Source organism: Lysobacterales bacterium, assembly GCA_014946745.1.
Classification (GTDB): Bacteria; Pseudomonadota; Gammaproteobacteria; order Xanthomonadales; family Xanthomonadaceae; genus Aquimonas.
The window spans coordinates 1742949-1755994 of record JADCRD010000001.1 but is presented as its reverse complement, the minus strand read 5'-3'; the positions used below and the strand labels follow the sequence as shown (position 1 = coordinate 1755994).

10 protein-coding genes are annotated in these 13046 nt (G+C 68.0%); 9 read left to right on the top strand and 1 reads right to left on the bottom strand.

The window, feature by feature from the left end:
• Window positions 1–46 precede the first annotated feature (46 nt).
• Window positions 47–691 (bottom strand): hypothetical protein, encoded by a 645-nt coding sequence (locus tag H4O13_06740; protein ID MBE5315084.1) that lies wholly within the window; start codon window positions 689–691, stop codon window positions 47–49.
• Window positions 692–1164: 473 nt separating this feature from the next.
• Here H4O13_06740 and mtnA point away from each other — a divergent pair, with 473 nt between their 5' ends.
• The 9 genes from mtnA to H4O13_06695 all read left to right on the top strand — a co-directional run bounded on the left by mtnA (window position 1165) and on the right by H4O13_06695 (window position 12819).
• The gene (mtnA, locus tag H4O13_06735; protein ID MBE5315083.1) at window positions 1165–2211 is read left to right on the top strand and encodes an S-methyl-5-thioribose-1-phosphate isomerase; all 1047 of its coding nucleotides are present in this window, start codon (window positions 1165–1167) and stop codon (window positions 2209–2211) included.
• An 83-nt stretch (window positions 2212–2294) separates the two neighbouring features.
• Window positions 2295–3221, top strand: coding sequence for a glycosyltransferase (locus tag H4O13_06730; GenBank protein ID MBE5315082.1), 927 nt, complete (start codon window positions 2295–2297; stop codon window positions 3219–3221).
• Entirely contained in the window at window positions 3205–3618 is a 414-nt protein-coding gene (locus tag H4O13_06725; protein MBE5315081.1) for a GtrA family protein, read from the top strand. Before H4O13_06730 ends, H4O13_06725 begins: the two co-directional genes overlap by 17 nt.
• Entirely contained in the window at window positions 3593–5029 is a 1437-nt protein-coding gene (locus H4O13_06720) for a glycosyltransferase family 39 protein (protein ID MBE5315080.1), read from the top strand. Before H4O13_06725 ends, H4O13_06720 begins: the two co-directional genes overlap by 26 nt.
• On the top strand, window positions 5029–6756 hold the full coding sequence (locus H4O13_06715; GenBank protein MBE5315079.1) for a glycosyltransferase family 39 protein: 1728 nt from the start codon (window positions 5029–5031) through the stop codon (window positions 6754–6756). The genes H4O13_06720 and H4O13_06715 overlap by 1 nt, the downstream gene beginning before the upstream one ends.
• A gap of 161 nt (window positions 6757–6917) precedes the next feature.
• Entirely contained in the window at window positions 6918–9551 is a 2634-nt protein-coding gene (gyrA, locus tag H4O13_06710; GenBank protein ID MBE5315078.1) for a DNA gyrase subunit A, read from the top strand.
• Window positions 9552–9637: 86 nt separating this feature from the next.
• On the top strand, window positions 9638–10390 hold the full coding sequence (locus H4O13_06705; GenBank protein MBE5315077.1) for a hypothetical protein: 753 nt from the start codon (window positions 9638–9640) through the stop codon (window positions 10388–10390).
• 31 nt (window positions 10391–10421) lie between these two features.
• Window positions 10422–12032 carry a hypothetical protein gene (locus H4O13_06700; protein ID MBE5315076.1) on the top strand — a complete coding sequence of 537 codons (1611 nt, stop codon included), beginning with the start codon at window positions 10422–10424 and terminating at the stop codon, window positions 12030–12032.
• 187 nt (window positions 12033–12219) lie between these two features.
• Window positions 12220–12819 (top strand): YdbL family protein, encoded by a 600-nt coding sequence (locus H4O13_06695; GenBank protein ID MBE5315075.1) that lies wholly within the window; start codon window positions 12220–12222, stop codon window positions 12817–12819.
• Window positions 12820–13046 lie beyond the last annotated feature (227 nt).

Here is a 13046-nt window from a genome sequence, read left to right as displayed (position 1 = left end):
GTGCCGCGCAAACGAGCCGTCTCGCCCCGAATCCCCACTCCCGGCTCTACCGCCACAACATCCCCAGCACGCTGCGGAAGGGCACCAGCGCGAGACGGAAGGCCTCGCCGCTCCAGCTCAGCAGACGCTGCTGATCGATGCCCGACAGCCCACGAAGCAGGTCGGCGAGGTTGCCGGCGCCGGTGCCCGGCAGCTTGCACAGGGCCTGGGCGCGCTTGGCGACGGTGTAGGTGCTGGCCACGGCTGCGGTGATCTCGGCAAGAATCGTCGCCATCGGCAGGACGCGCGCGGCGACGGTGCCGATCAGGCCTTCGCCGAACTGCTTCAGGATTGCGTCCAGGCTGCGCTTGGACAGCTGCTGCGCGCCGATATTGGTGGCGGTGGCCAGCAGCACCACGCCGCGCATCTCGGGCTCGGACAGCGCGACCTCGTACAGCTCCACAATTTCCATCACCAGCTGCTTCTGCACCTGGGCCAGCGCCACCGTCTCGGCCAGCGGGCCCAGTACGGTGGGGGCGAGTCGTCCCAACAGCGGCACGCGGCCGGTGATGCTGGCGATCGCCGCGGCCGTGCCGGCCTTGAGGCAGGCGCTGCGGACCAGCGCATCGAAGGCTGCCTCGCGCTGTGCGGCGGTGCGCGGGCGTCCGCTGTCGGTACTGCTGCGCGCAGACTTCGCGCGCGGCGCGCTCACAGCCTTGGCTTCGCTGCTGCGAGTGCGCCTGGCTGAAGGGGTGCCCGTGCGGTTGGGCTTCGCTGGCCGCTTTTTCGGTGTCGGAGCCGCGTCCTCGGACTCCGAGGGCGCTTTGCGGGCAGCGGCCATCCGCTTCTTCGGTGCGGCGGTTTCAGTGGCCTTGATGCGGCGAGTGGCGGTGCTGCGAGGCTTTGAGGGGCTTGTCATGCGCGCGAGCATAGCAGTGGCTGCGAAGCTGCCTGGAGGGCGATGGGCCTGCCTTGTGACTCCGGCGCCGGGGCATCGGATCGAGATCCGCTGGAACAGAGACGCATCGGCCAGACCCAGTCGGGGCAGGTGTCTCGCCGCATCTGCCCAACAGGGCAGGACTGCGCTGGCGCGGCACTACAAACGCACGACAGAAGCGAAGGTGTTGGTGCCGCACTGCGTCAAGTACCCTATGCGCTTTGCCTTGCCGGGTGCGAGCCGAATCGATGGACTACGACCGTTACGACCGCGTGCGCGCTGTGCGCTGGACGGGTGAAGCGCTGGATCTGCTGGATCAGCGACTTCTGCCCCAACAGCAGGAGCGCGTGCTGTGCCGCAGCAGCGGTGAGGTGGCCCGGGCGATCCACGCGCTCGTGGTGCGCGGGGCGCCGGCGATCGGCATCGCCGCCGCCTGGGGCGTGGTGCTCGCGGCTCGCGGCCTGACAGCCGACACAGGCGCGCGTGCGGCTGAAATGCTCGCTCCGGCCATGGCGGAACTTGATGCCTCGCGACCCACCGCGGTCAACCTGGCTTGGTCGCTGCGCCGCATGCGCGCCGCACTGGTCGGCAGCGGCAGCGACTGGCGCGAACGCATCGCCGCCGAAGCCGCCGCCATCGAGTCCGAAGACCTGGCCGCCAATCGACACATGGGTCGACTGGGTGCCGAACTCATCGGGCCTGGATCGGGCGTGCTCACGCACTGCAACACCGGCTCGCTGGCCACCGCAGGCTTTGGCACCGCGCTCGGCGTGATCCGCGCCGGCGTCGCCGAGGGTCGCGTGACGCAGGTCTTTGCCGGTGAAACCCGGCCCTGGCTGCAGGGCGCGCGTCTGACCGTGTGGGAGCTGCTGCAGGACGGCATCCCGGCGACGCTGATCGCCGACGCCGCGGCCTCGCACCTGATGCGTACGGGCCGGGTACAGTGGGTGATCGTGGGCGCCGACCGCATCACCGCCAATGGCGATGTCGCCAACAAGATCGGCACCTACCAGCTGGCCATCGCCGCGCGCTACCACGGCCTCAAGTTCATGGTGGTGGCGCCGTCTTCGACGGTCGATATGGCCACCGCGACCGGTGCCCACATCGAGATCGAAGAGCGCAGCGCCGACGAACTTCTGGGCTATGCCGGCGTGCGTACCGTGGCCGAGGGCGTCAAGGCCTGGAACCCGGTGTTCGACGTGACGCCCGCCAGCCTGATCGATGCCATCGTCACCGAGCGCGGCGTGGTGCTGCAGCCGGACGAGGCAGGCATGAAGGCGCTGTTCGACGCTTGAAGCACCCGCTACGCCGCATCGAGTTTCGCCCGGTCCGGTCTTCGCTCCGTTCTCTCGCCCCCCGTCAAGACTGATCCCATCGCATGAATGCCCCTCCGCGCATCGCTGTCCTGGTGCCTTGCTACAACGAAGCGGTGACCGTCGCCAAGGTCATCGCCGATTTCCGCGCTGTGCTGCCCGACGCGCAGATCTGCGTGTTCGACAACAACTCCAAGGACGACACCGCGGCAATCGCGCGCGCCCATGGCGCCCACGTTCAGCACGTGGGCCTGCAGGGCAAGGGGCATGTGGTGCGGCGGCTGTTCGCCGACATCGAAGCCGATGTCTACGTCATGGTGGACGGTGATGACACCTACCACGCGGCCAGTGCGCCGGCGCTCATCGACTGTTTGCGCCAGGGCCATCACGACATGGTGGTGGCGGTGCGTCGCCATGAAGCCGAGGCCGCCTATCGGGCCGGGCACGTCTGGGGCAACCGCATGCTGACCGGATTTCTGAGTCGACTGTTTGGCCGCCCCTGCCAGGACATCCTTTCCGGCTACCGCGTGTTCTCGCGGCGTTTCGCCAAGAGCTTCCCTGTGCTGACTGCCGGCTTCGACATCGAGACCGAGCTGACCGTGCACGCGCTGGAGCTGAAGATGTCGGTGGGCGAAGTGGAGACGCCCTACAAGGAGCGGCCCGAGGGCTCGTTCAGCAAGCTCAGCACCTACAAGGACGGCTTTCGCATCCTCAACACCATGCTGCGCTTGTTCAGCGCCGAACGGCCCTTGGCCTTCTTTGGCGGCATCGCGATTCTGCTGTTCCTGGCGGGCATCGGCTTCGGCATTCCGGTGATCCTGGATTTCCTCCGCACCGGGCTCGTACCGCGCTTTCCCACCGCCATCCTGTCGACGGGCCTGATGATCCTGGCGGCGCTGTCGGGCTTTGCCGGCCTGATTCTGGACACGGTGACGCGCGGGCGACGCGAGTTGAAGATGCTGGCCTATCTGCGCCATGGCGCTCCCGAGTAGCCCCGAGGTGCGTCAGTTCGCGCTGTTCTGCGTCAGCGGCGGGCTCGCGTTTGCGGTGGATGCGGGCTTGACCCAGGCTTGGGTCAGCGTGCTCGGGCTGGATCCCTGGAGCGCGCGCGCGCTGTCGTTCCCGGTCGCGGTCACTTGCACCTGGCTGTTCAATCGCCACTTCACTTTTCGCGTGCGCCGCGAGCTGCCGCTGTGGCGCGAGTGGCTGGTCTATGTCGGCACCCAGCTGGGCGGCTTGAGCGTGAATCTCGGCAGCTACGCGGTGCTGGTCGGTGTATCCGCCACGGCAGCGCGCTGGCCGGTGCTGGCGGTGGCCGTGGGCTCGGTGGCGGGGCTGCTGGTCAACTTTCTCGGGGCCAAGCATGTCGCCTTCAAAGCACGCGCTTGAGCCCAGCGGCGCCGCCTGGCGCGTCGAGCTGTGGCGTGCCCTCGCGCTGCTGCTGGCACTGAAGGGCGCGTTCCTGCTCGTCGATCCGAATCTGCGCCTGTTCATGGGCGACTCGGCCAGCTATCTGCATGCCGCACTCAGCGACTGGGATCCCCCCGACCGCAGCTTCGTCTATCCGATGCTGGTCGAGTGGTCGGCGGTGGCGACGCAGTCGGCGCTCTCTCTTTTGCTGCTGCAGACGCTGTTCGGCGTCATCGGCGCGCTGTTGGTGTACTGGATGTTGCGCCGTGCCGCGGGTGTCGACGCGCGCATCGCCCTGTTCGCGGTGGCCGTCATCGCGGCGGAGCCGGCGCAGCTGTTCTACGAGCGCATGCTGATGGCCGAGGCAGCGGGCTTGCTGTCGCTGCTCGCGCTGGTGGCGGCGTCGATCGCCTATGTGCAGCGCGGTCGGCTGCGCTGGGCGCTGGTCATGGCCGTTTGCGGCGTGCTGGCCGTGGCCTTCCGCATGAGCCTGCTGCCGGTGGTGTTCGGCCTCGCGCTGCTGGTGCCGATGCTGCGCAGCTGGCATGCCGCGGCCGAGCAGGATCGCGGCCGGCGCGTTCTGGCCGCGCTGCGTGCAGGCGCACATGCCGTGGTCATTCTGGCCTGCGTGCTCGGCGCGCATCGCCTGTACCAGGGGCTGTACGGGCTGCGCTTCGACACCGAACCGACCCATATGCTCGCCTCCGGCCAGATGCGGCTGGGCCTGGTGGCGCCGCTGGTCAAGCCCGAGCATCTACTGCGCGTGGGCTTGCCGGCGGAGCTGCTGCAAACGGTCGGTCCCACCCTGCACGATTACCGCATGCGCGAAGCGCAGATGTGGCAGCCGGATGGGCTGTGGAAGAGGCTCGAAGCCGAGCTGGACTATCGAGACGCCCAGCAGGCCGCGCGCAAGATCGCGGTGCGGGCGTTGCAGGCCGAGCCGCAGGCCCTGCTGCGCATGGGCTTTGCCACCCTGATGGACTACTTCGACGACGGGCTGGCCGAGGCGCGTTTGCGCGATGACTACGGCAGCGCGCCGCCGGCCCCGGACATGCTCGACGCTCTGGCCAGCCAGCTGCGCTACGACGCGCGTGGTCTTGCCGAGCATCCGGGCGTGGTCGGGCAGATGTTCCTCGGCAGCCGCTGGTGGCTGACGCTGGCGCTGTTCGCCTTGGCGCCCGCTGCGATCGCCTGTCTGTGGCTGACCCGCAAAGACCCGCGCCGTCGCGCGGCGGCCTGCGTCATCGGCTTCGCGGCGCTGGGCCTGGTCGCCAGCCAGCTGCTGTTTTCGCACATCGTCTCCTTCCGCTATCTGCACCCCATGCCGGTGTTCCTGGTGCTCTGCCTTGCCTTGAGTCTTCCCCCTCGCTACGCCAGAGAATCGCGCTGATGTCCGCAGGATCTTCACCCGACGGCTCACCGCAGGGCGCCGGGGCGCGCGCGGTATCGCGTCTGGCCATGCTGCTGGCGGCCCTGCTCGCTGCGGCCTTTGCGGTGCTGGCCAGCCTGCACCTCGGCTGGCTCGGGCCCTACTTCGACGAGTGGATCTTCGTGCCGGTCAGCCTGCGCTTTCTCGGCGCCTGCGATCTCGACGCCGCGGTCGGCATCGCCCATGGCTGCCTGCCGCTGATGCAGGCGCCACCCTACGTCGGCGTGATCAAGGCGGCGCTGATGGCGCCCGTCTTCGCGCTGTTTGGCGTGGATGCCTGGACCGTGCGCCTGCCACCGATCCTGTTGACGGCGCTGGTGCTCTGGGGCACCTGGCGGTTTCTGGCGCCACGGCTCGGCGCCCTCGCATTTCTCGCTCTGGCGCTGATGGCGATCGATCCGGTGCTGATCGAGCACGTGCGCTTCGATTGGGGGCCTTTCGTGATCTCCAACGCCTGCAAGCTGCTCGGCCTCTACGCCCTGTGGCGCTGGCTGGAGCAGGGCCGCACCCGCGACCTCCTCCTGGCCATGGCGCTCTGTCTGGTCGGCCTGGTCGACAAGCTGAGCTTCGTGTGGATCATCATCGCCTACGGTGCGGCGCTGGCCATCGCCCTGCCGGACTGGCTTCTCGCGCGTCTCAAGAGCCTGCGCCCCGGCGCATGGGTCGTGCTCGGCATTGCCGCGCTGCTCATGCTGTGGATCGCGATCGATCTGATTCTTCCGGCAACGCGCATGAAGCTGCCGGGCTTCGAACAGCCCTTGAGCTTGGCCGAGCGCATCGCCCGGGTGGTGGAGCTCTACAACCTCACCTTCGCTGGCCTGGCGCTGCGGCGCTGGGTGTTCGGGGTCGACCTGATCGCGCCTGCCTGGCCCGCGCTGGCGCTGTGTGCTGTGTGGAGCGTGTCGGCACTGAGCCTGCTGCTGCACAGGGCGAACTACCGGAGCGACCGCGGCCCCTTGCGTCTGCTGGGCTTCTGCGTGGTCACCGTGCCTGTGCTGTTCGGCCTGCTGGTGGCAACCCGCGAAGTCGGCGGATCGCATCACCTCGTGGTGCTTTGGCCCTATCCGCTGCTGATGCTGGTCGCGCTGCTGCGGGTCTGGAGCGTCCCACTGCAGCGTCTGACCCGTGGGGCGCCTGTCGCCCTGTCGCTGCTGGTCTGCACTGCGGTGGCGTTCAATTCAGGGTCCACCTACGCGCAGAGCCTGGCCTACTGGCGCGGCGAGCACGGGGTGCGCCCGTATTTCGATCCCGGCCTGCATCGCGTCGCCGACGCCCTGAAGCGCATCGATGCCGACCGCGTCGTCTCCACCGGTTGGGGGCTGCATCAGGGCTTGATCAGCCTTGCCCCTGAGGAGCGGCGACCGCGCTACCGCGACTGGACCTGGACCCTGCAGGACCCACCTTCCGCGGATCAGGCGCGCACCGACTGGCTGTGGCGAACCTTCATCGAAGGCGGCAGCGTGGCTTGGCTGGCATGGGCGCCCGGACTCGGTCTGCAGGACGCGCAGGGCCACCAGCGCTATCTGGCGGCATGGCCGCACTGCGTGCGTGCCCGGGAGACCTTTCCGTCGGCGGCCGGCGGCGACGCCCTCATCGAGCTGTATGTGCTTGATTTCAAAGCCGGCTGTGAGAACAGCGCAGCGCGCCCGATGGCCGGGGTTAAGGCCGGGGGCATCACCGGGCCGTGATAGACTGCGGCACCTAGCGAAAGCGCCTCCGCGCGGCGGGAGCGGGATTTCAAGCCCCGCCGCTGCACCCCCAGCGCTGACGCACTGAATCTCCGCTTGCGCGCCCATAGGCCCTGTTTGACGTGCCGGGCGCGCCTCCACTCCTCGAATCGAGACCCCGCATGGCAGAGCTGGCGAAGGAAATCATTCCCGTCAACATCGAAGACGAGATGCGCAAGAGCTACCTCGATTACGCCATGAGCGTGATCGTGGGCCGCGCACTCCCCGACGCGCGGGATGGCCTGAAGCCGGTGCATCGGCGCGTGCTGTACGCCATGAACGAGCTGGGCGCGCACAGCAACAAGCCGTACTACAAGTCGGCGCGTATCGTCGGTGACGTCATCGGTAAGTTCCACCCGCACGGCGATCAGTCGGTCTACGACACCCTTGTGCGCATGGCCCAGCCGTTCTCGCTGCGCTACCTGCTGGTCGATGGTCAAGGCAACTTCGGTTCGGTCGATGGCGACAACGCCGCGGCGATGCGTTACACCGAAGCGCGCATGTCCAAGCTCGCCCACGAGCTGATGGCCGACATCGACAAGGACACCGTCGACTTCCAGCCCAACTACGACGAGAAGGAACTCGAACCCACGGTCATGCCGACGCGGGTGCCGAACCTGCTGGTCAACGGCAGCTCGGGCATCGCGGTGGGCATGGCCACCAACATCCCGCCGCACAACCTGTCCGAGATCATCGACGCGACCATCGCGCTCATCGATGACCCCGAGATCGGCATCGACGGGCTGATGCAGCACGTGCCGGGTCCGGATTTCCCCACTGCCGGCATCATCAACGGCTCGGCGGGCATCCACGAGGCCTACCGCACCGGCCGCGGCCGCATCTACGTGCGCGCCAAGGCCGAGATCGAGGTCGACGAGAAGACCAATCGCGAAGCCATCATCGTCACCGAGCTGCCCTACATGGTGAACAAGGCGCGGCTGATCGAGAAGATCGCCGAGCTGGTCAAGGAAAAGAAGCTCGAGGGTATCAGCGAACTGCGCGACGAGTCCGACAAGGACGGAATGCGCGTCTTCATCGAAGTCAAGCGCGATGCCGCTGCCGATGTCGTGCTGAACAACCTCTACCAGCAGACGCCGATGGAGTCGGTGTTCGGCATCAACATGGTCTGCCTGCTGGACGGCCGCCCGCGTCTCCTGAATCTGAAGGAGATGCTGGAAGCCTTCGTGCGCCACCGCCGCGAAGTGGTCACCCGTCGCACCATTTTCGAACTGCGCAAGGCCCGCGAACGCGCCCACATCTTGGAAGGCCTGACCGTCGCGCTGGCCAACATCGACGAGATGATCGAGCTGATCAAGACGTCCGCGAACCCGCAGGAAGCGCGCGAGCGCATGCTGGCGCGGCGCTGGGAGCCGGGTCTCGTGCGTGCGCTGCTCTCGGCCGCAGGTGCCGACGCTTCGCGTCCGGAGGATCTGCTGCCGGGCCTGGGCCTGAGCGAAGACGGCTACCAGCTGTCCGAGGCGCAGGCCAAGGAAATCCTGGAAATGCGCCTGCACCGCCTGACCGGGCTGGAGCAGGAGAAGCTCACCGATGAATACAAGAAGCTCCTCGACGTCATCGCCGAGCTGATCCGCATTCTGGAGGACCCCGAGCGTCTGCTCGAAGTCATTCGCGACGAACTGCGTGACCTCAAGACGAACTTCGGCGATGCCCGCCGCACGGTCATCCAGCCGAACATGGAAGACCTCAACATCCTCGATCTGATCGCGCCCGAGGATGTTGTCGTCACCCTGAGCCACGCCGGCTACGTCAAGCGCCAGCCGCTGACCACCTATCGCGCGCAGAAGCGCGGCGGCCGCGGCCGTTCAGCCACGGCGATGAAGGAAGAGGATTTCGTCGAGCGCCTGTGGGTGGTCAACACCCATGACATCCTGCTGAGCTTCACCAGCTCCGGGCGGGTGTTCTGGCCCAAGGTCTATCAGCTGCCCGAAGCCGGCCCCAACGCGCGCGGCCGCCCCATGGTGAACTTCGTGGCCTTGGAGCCGGGCGAGCGCATCCAGGCCGTGCTGCCGGTGCGCGACTTCCCCGAAGGCCAGTTCGTGCTGTTCGCCACCGCGCGCGGCACGGTCAAGAAGACCCCGCTGAAGGAGTTCGAGTACCAGCTGCAGCGCGGCAAGATCGCCATCAACCTGGAAGACGGCGACTCCCTGGTTGGCGTGGCGCTCACCGACGGCGAATCCGACGTCATGCTGTTCGCCTCGAACGGCAAGGTCAGCCGCTTCGACGAAGGCACCGTGCGCCCGATGGGTCGCACCGCCACCGGCGTGATCGGTATGCGTCTGGCCGAAGGCGAGTCGGTGGTCTCACTGATCTGCGTGCAGGGCGAGCACGACGTGCTCACCGCCACCGGCAACGGTTTCGGCAAGCGCACCCCGCTTGAGGATTTCCCCAAGAAGGGCCGCGGCACCCAGGGCGTCATCGCCATCCAGACCACCGAGCGCAACGGCCAGCTGGTCAGCGCCATCCAGGTCGAGGAGAGTCAGCAGGTCATGCTGATCTCCGACCAGGGCACCCTGGTGCGCACCCGCGTCGGCGAGATCGCCCGCGTCGGTCGCAACACCCAGGGCGTGACCCTGATCCGTCTGGGCAAGGGTGAGCAGCTGGTCAGCGTGGAAGCGGTACCGGCGGAAGAGGAGGACGAGACCGACCTCGGTGCCGCCGCAAGCGATCTGCCGCAGCCCTCCGAGGGCGGGGTGGATACGGGTGGAGACGGGACGGTTTCGACGCCTGATCCATAGCACGCAGCTTGCGCGAAGCTGAGCTTGCGCTGCACAGTTCAAAGGCCGGCACCTGCCGGCCTTTGTTCTTTTTGTGCGAGGTTTTCATGAGCGAGCTCTTCTACGCGCGGGTCATCGAACGTGCGGCCGCATGGCATCCCGAGTTGCGGCGAATCAAGGCGGACAATCCACCGCAGGACTTCACCTGGTACGGCTACGACATCCTTTCCAACCTCTGGCACATCGAGGGTCTACTCGGCAAAGAGTACGGGCAGCTGCTGGATGCATTGCAGGGGCAGCCCTTGGCCGACATCGGTGCCGCGGATGGCGATCTCGCCTACTTCTTCGAGCGTCAGGGCTTCGATATCGATGTGCTCGATTGGCCGGCCACCAACTGGAACGGGCTCCGCGGCGCGCGCCGGCTGCACGAGCTCTTGCGGTCGAACGTCGGTATCCACGAGATTGACCTCGACAGCCAGTTCGCGCTGCCGCGTCAGCGCTACGGACTGGTCTTTCTGCTCGGCATCCTCTACCACCTGAAGAACCCGTTCTATGTGCTGGAGAGCTTGGCCCGGCATAGCCGCTACTGCATCGTGAGCACCCGCATCGCGCGCGCCACCGTCGACCGCCGCGTGGCACTTGAACAGGCGCCGCTGGCCTACCTGCTGGACCCCACCGAATGCAACAACGACGCCACCAACTACTGGATCTTCTCGATGCCGGGCCTGCTGAGGCTGGCCGATCGCTGCGGCTGGAACGTGGTCGCGCAGCGCCGCGTCGGCGACACCCGGGCGTCCGACCCGTCCTCGCAGCAGCATGACGAGCGCGCCTTTCTTCTTCTGGAGAGCCGCCACGTCTGAGCAGGCTGCAGCGCCATCGCGCGCCTGGGCGATGGCCACTGCGCTGGCTGCCGTGCTGGTCGTGGGCTGGGGTCTGTTCGTCATGCTGCAGGCACCGCAGGTGCCCTATGCCGACGCCTGGCGCTTCCTCGCGCATTTCCTGAGCGAGCCTTTTCCGCGCAACGTGCTGGGCGCGGACAACGGGCATCTGGAGCTGTTTCCTGATCTGGTGCGCGTGGCCGAGCTTGAATGGTTCGCCGCCAACCAGCGCCTGCAGACCGCCGTCGGTGTGCTGCTGGCACTGCTGAGCTGGCTGGTCGCGGTGCTGGGCCTGCGACGCGCCGCGCTCGAGCCCGCGCGCTTTTGTGCCGTCGCCCTGGCGCTGGCCTTGGGTCTGTTCTGGGTGGGCAACTTCCGGGCGCTGATGCATGCCAACGAGACCGTGCATGCCTACGCGGTGACCCTGGGCCTGTTCGCGGGTCTGCTGCTGGCCTGGCGGGGTGGCGTCGGCGCGGCCGTGCTGGCAGGCGCATCTGCGGTCTTCGCGAGCCTGTCCTTCGGCAGCGGTCTCGCCGTGTTTCCGGCCGTGCTGCTGGTGCTGGCCCTGCGGCGGGCGCCGCTGCGGGAATGGCTGCCGGTGGGGGGCGCGATGATCGGCGTGCTGCTACTGATGTTCGCGCTGCGCGATGGCACCGCGGAGTCGGTCAGCGTGGCGGGTGTGTCCGCTCGCATCGAGTCACTGCTGCGCTGGCTGGGCGGGCCGTCGCTGTTCGCCAGCTGGCCGCTGTGGGATCCGGAGATCGCCGCCCGGGTGCCAACGACCCTGCTACGGGCCGTCACCGGGCCGATCGCTGCGGCCTACGAACAGTCGGCCGGCCCGGTGATGCTGGCGCGCTGGCCGCACTTGGCCTGGGGCCTGCTCGGGCTGGGTCTGTTCGCTGGTGCGCTGTGGCGGAGCTGGAGGTCCAGGGCCGCGCTCAGCGTTGTCGGCACCGCGACCGCGGCCTTCGCGCTCTGCGTCGGGGGCCTGATCGTGGTGGTGCGCGCGAGCTACTTCGAAGAGCACGCCGATCAGTTGCTCGCTCCGCGCTACCTGGTGTGGACCTCGCTGTTCTGGACGGGGCTGCTGCTGGTCGGGCTTGACGTGCTGAAGCCTGCGCGCGGCGCGGCGCTGGTCCTGATGGTGAGCGTGCTGTTGCTGCCCAGCCAGCTGTGGATGTATCGACTGGGCATGGGGCAGACCGAGACCGCCGAACGCAGCGCCCTGGCCGCGGCAGTGGGCGTGATCGAGCCCGGCCTGTCGCTCGGCGAAACCGAACTCAAGGACCTCGCCAAGGCGCTGCCCTTGCTGCAGCAGGCCGGCGCGGCGGTGTTCGCCTGGCCGCAGACGCAGCAGCTGGATCAGACAATCGATCCGGCGCTGTGGACCGCGGTCGAGGTAGATCTGCTGCGCGTGAGCGTCGTCAACAATCGGCTGGGTGAGCCCGGGCGCCGAGTCGAGTTCGAGCTGCTCCAATCCACAGGCGAGCCGCTGCTGCTGATCGACGCCGACGGGGTGGTCCGCGGACTGGCGCGACGCGAACCGGACGGCCGCTGGCTGGGCTGGATGCGCGGCGATGGCGGGGCCGGACAGATTCGCGTGGCGCATTGGATCGGGCCCTGATTGCCCCGGCGGGCGATTGGCTCCGTCGGCGTCCGCCGCTGCGACGCCTGCCGTCTGAATCTGGCGTCCCTCGATTGCCGACCCGGTGCCCGTCTGGCTGAACCCGCGCTGCGGCAAGCACGGACACCGACTGCCGTCACGCTGCCGTGCGACTATCCTCGCCGCACCTGTCGACGGGAGACACGCGATGTTCAAGCCTTGGAAACTGTTCGCTGCCGCGGCGCTGCTGTCCTTGAGCGCGTGCGTCACCATCAACGTCTACTTCCCGGCGGCCGAGGCGCAGCAGGCGGCGCGCGAGTTTGTCGAGACCGTCATCGGCGAGCAGCCGCAGCCGCAGCCCGAGGCCAAGCCCGAGGCGGGGCAGGGCGGCGGTATGGCTGCCTTGGGCACGGCGGTGCTCGACTTCGTGTTCCCGGTGGCGCATGCCCAGACCGCCGACATCAAGATCCGCACGCCGGCCATCCAGGCCATCCAGACCCGCATGACGGAGCGTTTCCAGTCAGCCTTGGCCCCGCACTTCGACTCCGGTGCGCTGGGCTTGGCGCGTGACGGCACGATCAGCCTGCGCGACGCCAGCCAGATCGGCCTGCGCGACCGCGCGGCGGTGAATCAGGCGGTCGCCGACGACAACCGCGACCGCAGCGCGGTCTATCGCGAAATCGCTGTCGCCAATGGCCACCCGGAGTGGGAAGCGCAGATCCGGGACACCTTTGCGCGGCAGTGGATCGCGAGTGCCCGCGGCGGCTGGTGGTACCAGGACGCCTCGGGCGAGTGGAAGCAGAAGTAGTCTCGGATTGGCAGCTCGGGGCCTGCGCGGCACACGGCAAGCGGATTGCGTTTGCGTGGCAAGCCCCAAGCGCTGCGGTCGCGAGTTGGTTCGCTCCCACCGCAGCCAAGCATCGGTGCGCAGCGAGGGAAGGCAGCCAGGCTTGGGCGCTGGCTGCTGGAGCTTCGTGAGATGCGCCGCGCGCCCAGCTTGGCAGCGAGCTGGAGTGAACCGCGCCCCAGTAGGAG

What these genes read in the sequence shown, in the direction of transcription:
- mtnA (MBE5315083.1), top strand. Translation starts at nt 1,165, where the DNA reads ATGGACTACGACCGTTACGACCGCGTGCGCGCTGTGCGCTGGACGGGT.
- H4O13_06730 (MBE5315082.1), top strand. Translation starts at nt 2,295, where the DNA reads ATGAATGCCCCTCCGCGCATCGCTGTCCTGGTGCCTTGCTACAACGAA.
- H4O13_06720 (MBE5315080.1), top strand. Translation starts at nt 3,593, where the DNA reads ATGTCGCCTTCAAAGCACGCGCTTGAGCCCAGCGGCGCCGCCTGGCGC.
- H4O13_06700 (MBE5315076.1), top strand. Translation starts at nt 10,422, where the DNA reads ATGGCCACTGCGCTGGCTGCCGTGCTGGTCGTGGGCTGGGGTCTGTTC.
- H4O13_06695 (MBE5315075.1), top strand. Translation starts at nt 12,220, where the DNA reads ATGTTCAAGCCTTGGAAACTGTTCGCTGCCGCGGCGCTGCTGTCCTTG.
- gyrA (MBE5315078.1), top strand. Translation starts at nt 6,918, where the DNA reads ATGGCAGAGCTGGCGAAGGAAATCATTCCCGTCAACATCGAAGACGAG.
- H4O13_06715 (MBE5315079.1), top strand. Translation starts at nt 5,029, where the DNA reads ATGTCCGCAGGATCTTCACCCGACGGCTCACCGCAGGGCGCCGGGGCG.
- H4O13_06725 (MBE5315081.1), top strand. Translation starts at nt 3,205, where the DNA reads ATGGCGCTCCCGAGTAGCCCCGAGGTGCGTCAGTTCGCGCTGTTCTGC.
- H4O13_06705 (MBE5315077.1), top strand. Translation starts at nt 9,638, where the DNA reads ATGAGCGAGCTCTTCTACGCGCGGGTCATCGAACGTGCGGCCGCATGG.